This is a genomic window from Paenibacillus sp. J22P165 (assembly GCF_059692015.1).
In genome coordinates this window covers 180,163-192,736 of sequence record NZ_JCAUAP010000003.1, presented here as the reverse complement: position 1 = coordinate 192,736, position 12,574 = coordinate 180,163, and the positions used below count along the sequence as shown (strand labels likewise).

Here is a 12,574-nt window from a genome sequence, read left to right as displayed (position 1 = left end):
TTGCAATGAGGTAATAATTTTGATATCGTTAAAATATCATTTTTCACGCGTGAAGCACACGCCGTTAGCTCTTTTTTGGAGCTAGCGGCGTTTTTATTTTTTAAGGAGGCGATTAAGTGTTTGAGAAGGAATATTCAATCTTTTGGAAGGAATAAGTGCATAGCGCAAGAAAGCGCTCCACGTGAAGGAGTTAGTCATAGTGTAAATTATTTTCATTTGACTGCAATCGCTTTCGTATTCTATGCTAATTGCATTTGCAATTACTTGAGGTGAATACGAATGAAAGACATAGATTCAACGGCATCATGGCAAAAACTTCGTCTATTCGCAGTCACTTGGCCGATTTTTATTGATTCTGTATTACGAATGATGTTAGGTACTGCGGATGTCTTCATGTTAAGCCGAATATCGGATGAAGTAACGGGAGCCGTAGGTTTGGCGAATGAAATCATCGTTTTCTGTATTTTGATGTTCGGTTTTGTGGGTATCGGGACGAGTGTAGCTGTTGCACAGCATTTGGGCGCAGGTAAAGTGAAGGAAGCAAGCCGGATTTCCGCTTTGGCAATCACCATTAATCTGATTTTTGGTATTATCGTGAGCATTGCGTTAGTGGTGTTTGGCGAGCCCTTGATGCATGTAATGAATTTGGAGCCAACACAAATCGCGATTGCGAAAAAGTATTTGAATATCATCTCGGCTTTTATCTGGATTGAAGCCTTGTCGTATGCGATTTCTTCCGTACTTCGCTCTAATGGGCAGACGAGAGATGTTATGTTCGTTACGTTAGGGGTCAATGTGATTCATATTGTGGGTAACAGTCTCTTGATTTTCGGTAATCTGGGCTTCCCTGAATGGGGAGTAACCGGTGCTGCAGTATCTACGGTGGTAAGTCGACTTCTGGGACTCATTGTACTTGTGGTGATCTTGTACCGTCGCTTACAGGTGCCGATTCTACTAAAGCATTACGTGACTTTCAAGTCTAAAATTGTCAAACAAATACTTAGTATTGGTTTACCTTCGGCGGGGGAACATATTTCTTGGCAGTCCCAGTATTTGATGATTTTCAGCTTTATTAATATTATTGGGGCAACGGCGTTAAGTGCACATGTGTACGTCATGAATGTGACCAATTATTTCATGGCTCTGGGCATGGCGATTGGCATGGGGACGGAAATTATTATTGGGCACATGGTGGGTGCAGGTGCATTTCAAGCTGCTTATCATAAATTGCTCCGAAGTCTGAAGTTTACCTTTGTCCTAACCTTCGTTATTGTGGGCATTACGTCGATTTTCCGTAAAGAACTGCTCGGACTATTTACCGATAATCCCGATATTATTGCTATGGGTTCCACAATTCTACTACTTTCAATCATTTTGGAACCTGGTAGAACTTTTAACTTAGTTGTCATTAATTCTTTGCGCGCGGCTGGTGATGCTAGATTCCCTGTGATGATGGGTGTTGTCTCGATGTGGGGGATTGCAGTTCCTTTAGCGTACTATCTCGGAATTCATCAAGAAATGGGCCTTCTCGGCGTATGGATTGCATTTACAGTTGATGAGTGGGTGAGAGGCTTGCTGATGTATCTACGTTGGCGTAGCCGCGTATGGCAAACGAAATCACTTGTTAGACCAAGTGGCGAAGTATTAGCTGCTAAATCGATTTAACATACAAAAGAAGCCTTAAACTCTTATGGAGAGAGTCTAGGGCTTCTTTTTCATTATGAGAATGGTGACACAAGGGTTGTGGCTGGCGGCTGGTAATTATACTATATTCAGTTTCTTGTAAAAGAATTGGATGTTTGCACGAAATCATAGAAAACGTGCTAGTGTCCCCCTGTATAGATGTGGATCGCATCTCGAAGAAACTCAGCAGTGCCCGGTTGCTTCACATCATAGTAAGCCTTGAAGCGCTCATCATCCACATACATTTGGGCAAGTCCTGCATGTGCTTCTTTACTATATTCACTCCAATAGAACATAAGCCATTGTTTGTGCAGATCGGCTGCTTTTTGTGCTAGCGCGCTAGCTGGATCACCTAGCTTGAAGGCTTCAGCTAATGTTTCGGCTACTTCTTCTGCCAGACGAGTAACCTCGTCATGCTGATCTTGCGTCATATTCTTTAATTTCTGATTGCTTCTATTCACTTGCTCATCGCCATATTTCTCGCGAATTTCTTTTCCGTATTGTTTCTCATTATCATCAATTAGCTTTTGTTTGAAGCCTTCGAATTTCTGATCATTTGACATGGGTATTCTCCCTTCCTTCGAAGCAATGGTGTGTTCCACATTCGCAATAAGAATGTCTAATTGCTTTCGTTTGTCGAGAAGTTGCTCCCGATGGTCTTTCAGTGCACGGGTTCCGTCAAAGCTAGGCGATGTTATGATTTCTTTGATCTGCTCGAGAGGGACGCCTAACTCTCGATAAAATAAAATCTGCTGAAGTCTATCTACTTCTGCTTGCCCATAAATGCGATATCCCGATGAGTTGATTCTTGCCGGCATAAGAAGTTCAATCTCATCGTAATAGCGCAGTGTACGGGTGCTGATGCCAGCCAACTTTCCCAAGTGCTGCACTGTATATTCCATCTGCTCACCTCCTGACACCTTAACTGTAAAGCTTTACGTAGCGTTAATGTCAATACCTTTTTTTCGCGAGTTTCGGCCATGTAAAATGCACAGCATAAGTGATGGCAGCGATTATTAAGATGAAAATCAAGCTAACGAAGAAGCCTGGACGTGTTGTCGGGTGAAAAGCGGCTCCCGAAATGGCACTTAGAATGAGCAGCATGCCTGCCCAACGTTTAATAACATTTGAAGTCGTATGTGTTAGTAAACGTCCAGAGGAAAGTAAGATCAACAACCAGATGAAGAGTAAGGTAAGACCAGCTGCGGTGGACATCACCGTGTACAGCTCCTCTGGTAGAAGCAACGAAAGAACAACCGCAGCAGCCATGCCACCTGAAGTAAAGACAAGAGCAGGATAAGGAATCTGCCTTTTTCCCGTGGTACGGGTGAATAGGAATGGGGCGTCATGATCTTTGGCAAGGGCAACGAGAATGGATGTAACGGCAAACAAGGAAGCCACCATCGTTGAGAAGGCAGCGATAATGAGAATAGCGTTGAACACATGCGGTACATAGGGCAGCGGGTAGCTTTCCAAGCTAACCTGAAAGGGACTTTTTTTGTCATGGAGAGCGTGTAAGGGCAGCAGGGTCAAAACGAAGAAGAGGGAGACGATATAGAGAATAGCTAAAAGAAGGATCATAATGGAGCCCGCTTTATGAGCTTCACTCGATTTGCCCAGGCGCAGCGCGAAAAGCCCCATCATTTCCGTGCCGCCGAATGCGTAGAAGGCATAGATGAAGGAAGACCAAGTACCTTTGAGCCCTGATGGTACAAAGGTGTCCCTGTTTATCGGAAAGGAGAGGGGATGAAGTCCGCCTGAAATCCATCCCAGGACCGCAGCTCCTGCAAGGAGGAGAAACATGAGAAGCGCAGATACTTTAATGAGTGCGAAGATATGCTCGGATCGTTCAAAGGCTTTGGCCCCAAGCAGGATGACACCTACACCAAGACCGGCATAGATTAATGCGAACAGCCACATCGGAATAGCGGGAAACCAGAATCGTGTAAACAGGGATAGCGCGGCTAATTGACTCCCCACAATCATTAACTGTGAGCCCCAGTAAATCCAGCCGCAGCTGAATCCGGCCCAACGGCCGAATGCTAACTTGGCATATGTACGAAATGAGCCTTGTTGTGGATTGTCGCCTGTCATTTGAATCAAAGCATCGAGCACGAAATAAGTGCCTGCTGCAGCCAAAATGAACATAAAGAGCATTGAAGCGCCGCCCATGGTTAGGCCGATTCCAGCTCCGAGAAAATAGCCAGTTCCTAGCGTACAGGCGACGCCGAGCAGCGAAAGCTGCCACCAGGTCATCGTGCTGCGATTCTTTGATGGGCTTGTTGCATTAGTGGACATGCCGCCTCCTAAGCTGTTCAAGAGAAATGGATAATAACAGCCCATAGTATAGCTTGTCCATTGGTAAAATATACAGCTAGGATATGTCCATCAGAGCGAATAGATTGCCTTCTTTTTCGATAACCTCATAGGGTTGAAGTCTTGCATTAGGGACATTATGGCATCGGCCTGTATGCACTTCAAAGGTCCAGCCATGTAAAGGACATTCCAGCTCGCCAAACTCAAGCTCTACGGCATAGCCGGCGTGGGGGCAGCGACTGGATAGCAGTGTGTAAACACCATCCGCTTCTGTAAGGAAGAATCGCTTCCCATTGACTTTCACTTCGGACGGGATTGCAGTAAACTGATCTTTAGAACCAATTAGGATTTCATTCATGGGAATGCTCCTTCACAAAGGGATTTCATCACAACTTTATTATAATTCAAATGACATCAAGATCTCTATGCCTTGGGCAAAAACAAAGGAGCACGATCAATTGAGCACAGTATCCCCCTTAGTTGCAGCGTTTCGCCAAGCCTCCTATCCAGTGGGTGGGCACGGCCGCAAGAACATTCAAGTTTTGAAAGAGGCTTTAAATGAGTTCGATGACAAGCTCGAAAGTGACATTTATGGAACTGGCGAAAGTATAGAGAGCTTCCAAGCGGAAATGGCCGCATATCTGGGCAAAGAGAAAGCTGTCTTCTTTCCTAGCGGAACTATGGCACAGCAAATTGCCTTGCGCATTTGGTCTGACGAGAAGGGGAAACGCAAGGTCGCGTATCATCCGTTATGTCATTTGGAAATCCATGAAGAAGATGGCTTGAAGGAGCTGCATCAGATTGAATCGGTTTTGCTAGGCGAGAAGGATCGATTGATTCGTTTGGAAGAGATTTTGGCGCTGAACAGTGAGATCGCGTGTCTCTTAATTGAGCTGCCACAGCGAGAAATAGGTGGTGTGCTGCCACCTTATGAAGAACTTGAGGCCATTTCGATGCATTGTCGAGCTAACGGAATCAAGCTGCACCTAGATGGTGCTAGATTATACGAGGTGCTGCCGTATTATCAGAAGTCAGCGGCAGAACTGTGTGCGCTTTTCGATAGTGTGTACATTTCGTTCTACAAAGGAATTGGCGGCGTCGCAGGTGCGATTCTGGCAGGTGATGAGGTATTTACGGCGAAATCGAAGGTGTGGAAAAGGCGGCATGGCGGCGATTTGATTAGCCTTTATCCGTATTATCTCAGTGCGAGCTACTATTTCAAGCAACGTGAGCCCAAAATGGGTCAATACTATAAGGAAGCGGTGGAGCTTGCTTCGCTGTACAATCGCTGTGAGCACGTGACTACCTTGCCGCGGGTGCCGGTTACGAATATGTTCCACGTTCACATCTCGGTGCCAAAAGAGAAGCTCGAGCCCATCCTGGTTGCGTTATACGCAGAGACAGGTGTGGGGTTGATCCATTATCTGCGGGAGCCGAGCGAAGGGGTCTGTTCGTTCGAGGTGAGCATTGGCGATGCCTTTGCACAGATTCCGAAGGACAAGCTAAAGTTAACGTTTGAGCGATTGGCTAATATGCTGCAATGAGTGCCTATAGCGTAAAAAGATCCTCGTGCCTTATGGCGATGAGGATCTTTTTTTATATCGTCTCAGAGGGATAGGACGCTAAGCCTTAATTGGTAACCAAATCCTTTAACTCTTGCACAATATAAGCCTTACCGCCGTTCAGAGCTTCGATAAGATTCTTTGCTGCAAGCTCAGCCATGTCATTACGAGTTCTTGCAGTCGCCGAGCCGATATGAGGTAAAGTAACCACATTCGGCATACTGAGCAATGGATTATCCACAGGAGTTGGCTCGATATCGAAGACATCTAGGCCTGCTCCACGTATTTTTCCTTGTTGAAGCGCCTTAATCAGCGCTTGCTCATCTACGGTTGCTCCTCGGGAGGCATTAATGAAGATCGCGGATGACTTCATTCGATTAAATTGCTCCTCGCCAATCAAATGCTTCGTCTCTGGCGTTAAAGGCGTCATCAGAACGATGTAGTCAGATTCACTTAGTAACTCATCCAGTTCGCAGAAGCGGGCATTGAAGCGCTCGTCTACTTCTTTTTTGGGACTGCGACTGTGATACAGCAGGTTCATATCGAAGCCAAACACAGCCCGCTGGGCAATCGCTTCGCCAATACGTCCCATACCGATGATTCCGAGCGTGGAATGATGAACATCCACACCGAATAATTCGGTACCGCTAGTTCCCTTTTGCCAATTCCCCTGTTTCACATAAGCGTCCAATTCTGCGATTCTTCGCCCTGCACTGAGCATCAAGGCGAGAACAAGATCGGCCACGGTGCCGTCCAACACATAGGGGGTATGTGTGCCGATTACTCCATGGGATCTCATCGCAGCTATGTCAAAATGATTGTACCCGACGGAGGAAGTGCTCGCCACACGAAGCTTTGGTGCGCAACGTAACAGTTCCTCGTCAATTGTTCCTCCCAGAATTCCCTCTACATCCGAGACTTTGTCTAAGATGACACTCCGAGGCATACTGCCTTCCTGATTCCAGAACGTACAATCTCCGTGGAGATTTAAATAATCTTGAACAGCTTCCGGTAATTTGTGGGTAACGAGTATTTTGGGCTTGGTCGACATGGGTATTCCTCCTTGAGTTTCTAATGTGAGATAAAGTGCAGGGATAAGTGCTTATACGAATGGCGGCTGGCAATCCCCGCTAGGCACATTCTGACAAGTCAAAGTAGTCTTTATGTAGTTTGTTACATTATAGCTAAACTTATCGGAATAATATATTTAAATCTACTATAGTGCTAGAGATGTAGAATTCTTTTTGCAAAGGGAGGGTCGATGTCCACTCCAATCGTAACATGTGGCAATAGATTTGAGTAGATAGAGTTAATCAGAGGGAAGGCTGGGGGATGAAATGCTTAATGTCGAGTGACCCAGAAGAAATAACTGGAATTTCTCCATCTAAATTGGTCACTTCTGGCCTCATATACGGGATAACTGGAATTCCTCCAGCTAATTTCTTCGAATTTCGAGGATGTGGGGAGTTCTGAGGGAATTAACTGTATATTTTCGATTTATATTCAAATAATTGCGATTTTCACACGAAATAGCTGTATGTTATCCAGTTAACCTGTTTCCGCAAGCTCAGGAGATGAAAGGGAGCACCTTGAAGTAGTGTAAGCAACCCAACCCAACCCAACCCAACCCAACCCAACCCAACCCAACCCAACCCAACCCAACCCAACCCAACCCAACCCAACCCAACCCAACCCAACCCAACCCAACCTAACCCCATCACACAGACAAGCGCACATCCGTGTCATACGTAAGATTCACCCCTCCAATCGTAACATCGTCACCTTGTAGCCTAACGAAGTTTGATGATTTCTTACGTTTGTTCCCCAAAGTTGACGGTTTTATCGGTTTAGACGCGGAGCGATTCCTTGTAAAGTTAGAACCAAGGAAAGCCCTTACATCTGAGTGAAAGGGCTTTCGCAACGAACATAAACCGAATGAGAGAGGGTTGTTTATCCCAATGAAAAAGAAACTAACGAGTTTATTTACCGCAAGTATTGCACTTGCTATGGTAGCGACAGGCTGCTCGAGCACAAAAGAAAGCGATACCAAAACAGCTGCTGCGACAACTGCTTCAGCGACGACGAAAGCCGCAGAGACAACCAAATCAGCGAGTCCCGTAGAGATCACGTTCTGGAATATGTTCGGCGGTGGCGAAGGTGATTTCGTAGATCAAATTGTTAAAGGATATAACGATTCCCAAAAGGAAGTCATCGTGAAACAGCTGCGCTTAGAGTCCAATGAGTACTATGCGAAGCTTAGTACGGCACTCTCATCATCCAAAGGACCGGATGTTGCCGTCGCACACGTGGATCGGATCTCTCCCTTCGTCAAAGCAAAGCAAATTTTACCTCTAGATGGGCTAGCCAGCAAAGTTGGTTTTGATCTGAAACAAGTCTCAGACTCCAATATCAAAAGCGTCTCCTACGACGGAAAGCCTTACGCTGTTCCTTTAGATACACACTTCCATATGTTCTATTACAACAAGGATCTGCTTAAAAAAGCTGAGCTGCTGAACGACGATGGCACACCGAAGCTGGGTGATTTAACGCCAGATGGCTTTAAGAAAACACTAGCACAAATTCAAGCAAAAGTACCTGGTGTGCAGGCGTTAGCCGTGAATACACCTTATTTCCAAGAGCCATTCCTGAATTTGTACTATGAAGCAGGCGGCGATATTTTGAATGGGGATATGACGAAATCTGCGATCAACAACGAGAAGGCATTGAATGTTCTTAAGTTTTACATGGACTTGTACAAAAACAAATACAGTGATCTCAATGATAAAACACCTTGGGATTCGTTCCACAGTGGGAAAGCTGCCCTATGGTTCGGTGGTGTGTGGGAAGCGGGACTCCTGCTTAACGATAAAGCTTTGAACATAGGTGCAATGCCGCTGCCTGCGATCTTTGGCAGCCAAACGCACTGGGGAAGCTCCCACTTGCTCGTCGTGCCGTCCTATGTAACAACAGAGAAGCAAGAAGCATCAGCGAAATTCATGAAGTACTTCTCTGAGGTAGGCGGCAAAACATGGGGGCAAGCCGGACACGTCCCATCGAACAGCGCAGTAACAACAAGCGATGAGTACAAAAAGCTGCCATACCGTAATTTCTTCATCGAAGCTCAGAAAACGGTGAAATTTGCACCGAAAACAGATAAATACACCACGATTATCACGACAGTTTCAGAGTCCTTACAGAATATCTTATTCGGTAAGCAAACACCAGAAGAAGGCTTGAAAACGATGGATAAGCAAATCAATGATATTTTAACGAACTAATCGTCCGTTTGAATCGGGTGAAGCTTCCGCGAAAGCTAACGGCGGCTCCACCCGCTCTTATACAGAAAAGTAACAAGGAGAAGAGACAATGGAGACTAAAATGAGTGAGCTAAATCAGACAGGGGTGCTCCGCAAACGTAAGTCGTTTGGAATCGTTTTGGAGATGAAGGCAATGTTGTATCTGGTCCCGTTTCTGATCCCTTTTGCCATCTTCTATCTGTGGCCAGTAGGGCGAGGAGCCTGGATGAGCTTGCACGTTTGGGGCATTCAGGGGATGCAGAGGTATGTTGGCTTTGCGAATTATAAAAAGATTTTCACGGATAGCAATTTTTATCTGTATGTGTGGCACTCGATTTACTTTGTTATCATCTGTACACCAACAATTATCGTACTTGGTCTTATTTTAGCGCTATTAATTAATCAGAAACTCCGCTTCCGAACACTCATCCGTTCCATGTTTTTCCTTCCCTATGTACTTTCGGTCTCAGTCATCAGTTTCATTTGGCTCCGACTTTTCGATTCGAAGTATGGCCCGATTAACGCTTTCTTGAAACTCATTGGTTTACCTGGTGACATAAACTGGCTGACGGACAAACATTTTGCTTGGTGGGCCATTACGCTAACAACCGATTGGTGGTCAGTAGGTTTTGTGATGGTGCTGTTCCTAGCTGGCTTGCAAGAAATTCCTACGGATCATTATGAAGCTGCGAAAATAGATGGCGCTGGCGCTTGGAAGCAATTCATTCATATTACGCTCCCAGGTTTGTCGAGAGTCATGCAAATACAAGTATTCTATCAAATTATCTCGTGCTTAAAATTGTTTGGGCAAGTACAAATCATGACAGGCGGAGGTCCAGGAGACTCCACAAATACAATGATTCGCTACATTTACGTCACGGGGTTCAAAAAGGATATGTTCGGGCTTGCTTCGGCTCAGTCTATCGTATTCTGCGCTATCATGCTGCTTATCGCAGTGGCACAGTTCAAATTAACAGACAGAAAAGATTGACGGAGGTAGAACATGAAAGGTATCGCAATTAACATCATCGCGGTGATGCTGGCCCTCTTATTTATGTTTCCACTGATATGGATGCTGATTGTCTCGCTGAAACCAGATGGCGTCAATGTGTCCGCGCTAAGTGACTGGGTTAATTTCTCGGATTTACATGTGTATCACTACAAGAAGGTGATCAAAGATTCTCAAATCCTGAGATGGACGTGGAATAGTGCAGTGATCGGTGTACTGACAACCGTTATTTCACTCATCCTCAGTTCTTTGGCGGCCTTTTCCTTTTCAAAGCTGCCTTTCAAGTCCAGAGGCGTGTTCTATATGATCATCGTATCTGGCTTGTTAATTCCCACGGAAGCGATTCTCATTCCACTTTACGAAACGACACTTCATCTGAAGCTAATCGATAACATTTGGGCCATCATTCTTCCAGGGCTCACGAATCCAATCGGGATCCTGCTTCTGAAACAGTTCATGGATGGCGTTCCGAAGGATTATATTGAAGCAGCACAAATCGACGGTTGTAGAAATTTTGGATTATGGTATCGGATATGTCTCCCGCTTACTAGATCCGCCATGTTTTCTGTCGGGATTTTCTACTTCATTTTATCGTGGAACAATTTCTTATGGCCGTATCTTTCCATTACCTCGCAAGAGAACATGATCTTATCAGCAGGACTACCGACTTTTTTGTCGAATAATACGATGTCCTTAAATCTGATTATGGCTGCAAGTGCAATCGCTGCTATACCGACCATTCTGGTGTTTGCAGTCCTACAGCGTCAAATTGTGCAAGGGGTGGCCATGTCCGGGATTAAAGGTTAATAGGCTACTATTTACCAGTCAGATTCTCTTCACAGAAAGGGTTGTTCAACGATGACCCAGGCATCAGAGGTTGCAACGCGACAGCGCCACAAACGAATTCCTTCTTGGATGTATACATGGACGAACAGCATTCGCTATAAGTGGATGCTGTTGCTGTTCCTTTTTTCGCTCACGCCCCTGCTTGCCTTGGGGTTTATTTCGTATTCGATATCGAAGTCTACGATTAACAATAAAGTAACGGAATACTCAGAACAGCTCTTGAAGCAGACGGCAGAGAATATCGACACGAGACTTGGCATTTACAAAGATATGATGATGCAGGTCGTGAACAACAACGAAATTGTCACGATGCTGCGGACGTTGGATCGCACAGATCCAGCGCAGTATGATCTAGATAGTCTATCTCTGACCACGAAACTATCGACCATTATTGCGATTAATCAGGATATACAGTCGATTTCGTTTCTTTCACCTCAGCATTTTATCAAAGGTATTTATAGATGGAACGACCGCTCTATCGAGAAGGTATCCCCATTCCTGCAGACCTTGGAGGACGGGAGCAACTTTCGGTGGTTTTCCACGCGGTTGGGAACTTATGTCGATAGCCTAAATACGCAAAACGTTCACGTCTTCTCACTGGCCAAGCAAATTTACAAAATGTCGGACGATAGTCCCGTTGGGATCATTGCCGTACTGGACATCCGCGAGGATGTACTGAAAGAAATCGGTGCTCGGACGACCAAGAGTAATATGGACATTGAAAGCTTCGTTATTGATGGTTCCGGACACATCATCTCTTATCCAGACAGTCGTCTATTGGGGAAAGATGTAAAAGAAGTACTGGGCGAAGATGGCTACACAGCCATGTTTCGTGGGGCTGCAGACGAATCCGTGTTTCCATTGAAGTATCAAGGCGAAAGATTAATTGTGAATTACAAAAAGCTGCACACGAACGACTGGATCGTCGTTAATGTTATTTCGGAGGCTTCGCTGTACAAGGATTCGAATCGTTTGCTGCAGATTATTCTAGTGATCGCTTTCATTTGTATCTTATTCTCCATTTTGACGGCAATCTTGCTGGCAAATTCGATCTCCAAGCCGATTCTGAAAATGATTCGATTGATGCGGCAAGTTATGTCTGGTGATCTGATGGTCAGGTTTAAAGCCAAGCGTCGCAATGATGAATTTGATATTTTGGGCGAAAATTTTAACTACATGGTTACACGGATTGATGGTCTATTGGAAACCGTGTATGAGGAACAGAATCATAAGCGCGTAGCGGAATTGAAAGCGTTACAAGCGCAGATCAATCCGCATTTCCTGTATAATACATTAGATATTATTAAATGGACGGCACTCCTGCAGAAAGCGAATCATGCGGCTGAAATGGTCAGTCTCCTATCCCGCTTGTTGCGGATTAGCTTAGGAAAAGGCGAAGAGACCGTTACCATTGAAGAAGAAATCGAGCATGTGCAGTGTTATCTAGGTATTCAAAAATTCCGATTTAACTTCAATATCGAGACGTTTGTTCATCTGGATGAGGAAGTTCGTACGTATCGTACACCGAAGCTGATTTTACAACCTATTGTAGAGAATGCCATTCTTCATGCTTTTACAGATCGAGAAATAGGTGAAATTCATATTCGGTGCAGCATCCATCCGGAAGGTGGGATACGCTTCGAGGTCGTGGATAATGGGCGAGGCATGGACGCAAGTCTTGTTCAAAGCCTGAATCGGCATGAGACTCCCTCCGTTGATAAAGTTAGCGGGATTGGCTTAGCCAATGTAGATGAACGAATTAAACTCATTTGTGGGAAGTCCTATGGCCTAGACATTCAAAGTGAACCTGGAGCAGGTACACACATTCGTATCAGACTTCCAGAAATGAAGTAGGTGAAGAG

11 protein-coding genes are annotated in these 12,574 nt (G+C 45.1%); 6 read left to right on the top strand and 5 right to left on the bottom strand.

Going from position 1 to position 12,574, the window contains the following annotated elements; genetic code table 11:
- Positions 1 to 279 precede the first annotated feature (279 nt).
- A complete protein-coding gene (locus AC58QM_RS08540) occupies positions 280 to 1,665 on the top strand; it encodes an MATE family efflux transporter (protein ID WP_497283052.1) in 1,386 nt (461 codons plus the stop codon).
- 158 nt (positions 1,666 to 1,823) lie between these two features.
- Here the strand turns inward: AC58QM_RS08540 and AC58QM_RS08535 are convergent, their stop codons facing one another.
- The 3 genes from AC58QM_RS08535 to AC58QM_RS08525 all read right to left on the bottom strand — a co-directional run bounded on the left by AC58QM_RS08535 (position 1,824) and on the right by AC58QM_RS08525 (position 4,357).
- Positions 1,824 to 2,585 (bottom strand): MerR family transcriptional regulator, encoded by a 762-nt coding sequence (locus AC58QM_RS08535; protein ID WP_497283050.1) that lies wholly within the window; start codon positions 2,583 to 2,585, stop codon positions 1,824 to 1,826.
- A gap of 49 nt (positions 2,586 to 2,634) precedes the next feature.
- Complete coding sequence (locus AC58QM_RS08530; protein ID WP_497283048.1) at positions 2,635 to 3,981, bottom strand: amino acid permease; 1,347 nt, start codon at positions 3,979 to 3,981, stop codon at positions 2,635 to 2,637.
- Positions 3,982 to 4,057: 76 nt separating this feature from the next.
- The gene (locus tag AC58QM_RS08525; protein WP_497283046.1) at positions 4,058 to 4,357 is read right to left on the bottom strand and encodes a Rieske (2Fe-2S) protein; all 300 of its coding nucleotides are present in this window, start codon (positions 4,355 to 4,357) and stop codon (positions 4,058 to 4,060) included.
- A 100-nt stretch (positions 4,358 to 4,457) separates the two neighbouring features.
- Between AC58QM_RS08525 and AC58QM_RS08520 the strand changes: the two genes are divergently transcribed.
- Positions 4,458 to 5,543, top strand: coding sequence for a threonine aldolase family protein (locus tag AC58QM_RS08520; protein ID WP_497283044.1), 1,086 nt, complete (start codon positions 4,458 to 4,460; stop codon positions 5,541 to 5,543).
- Positions 5,544 to 5,628: 85 nt separating this feature from the next.
- Here the strand turns inward: AC58QM_RS08520 and AC58QM_RS08515 are convergent, their stop codons facing one another.
- Both AC58QM_RS08515 and AC58QM_RS08510 read right to left on the bottom strand, forming a co-directional pair.
- Positions 5,629 to 6,612: a 2-hydroxyacid dehydrogenase gene (locus AC58QM_RS08515; RefSeq protein ID WP_497283042.1), complete on the bottom strand. Its 984-nt coding sequence runs from the start codon at positions 6,610 to 6,612 to the stop codon at positions 5,629 to 5,631.
- A 497-nt stretch (positions 6,613 to 7,109) separates the two neighbouring features.
- Positions 7,110 to 7,307, bottom strand: coding sequence for a hypothetical protein (locus tag AC58QM_RS08510; protein WP_497283040.1), 198 nt, complete (start codon positions 7,305 to 7,307; stop codon positions 7,110 to 7,112).
- Between the two features lie 212 nt (positions 7,308 to 7,519).
- On the opposite strand from AC58QM_RS08510, the gene AC58QM_RS08505 reads away from it, so the two are divergent.
- The 4 genes from AC58QM_RS08505 to AC58QM_RS08490 all read left to right on the top strand — a co-directional run bounded on the left by AC58QM_RS08505 (position 7,520) and on the right by AC58QM_RS08490 (position 12,566).
- The gene (locus AC58QM_RS08505; RefSeq protein WP_497283038.1) at positions 7,520 to 8,839 is read left to right on the top strand and encodes an ABC transporter substrate-binding protein; all 1,320 of its coding nucleotides are present in this window, start codon (positions 7,520 to 7,522) and stop codon (positions 8,837 to 8,839) included.
- Positions 8,840 to 8,927: 88 nt separating this feature from the next.
- Entirely contained in the window at positions 8,928 to 9,848 is a 921-nt protein-coding gene (locus AC58QM_RS08500) for a carbohydrate ABC transporter permease (protein WP_497283037.1), read from the top strand.
- Positions 9,849 to 9,860: 12 nt separating this feature from the next.
- A complete protein-coding gene (locus tag AC58QM_RS08495; protein WP_497283035.1) occupies positions 9,861 to 10,673 on the top strand; it encodes a carbohydrate ABC transporter permease in 813 nt (270 codons plus the stop codon).
- Between the two features lie 51 nt (positions 10,674 to 10,724).
- Positions 10,725 to 12,566 (top strand): sensor histidine kinase, encoded by a 1,842-nt coding sequence (locus AC58QM_RS08490; protein ID WP_497283033.1) that lies wholly within the window; start codon positions 10,725 to 10,727, stop codon positions 12,564 to 12,566.
- Positions 12,567 to 12,574 lie beyond the last annotated feature (8 nt).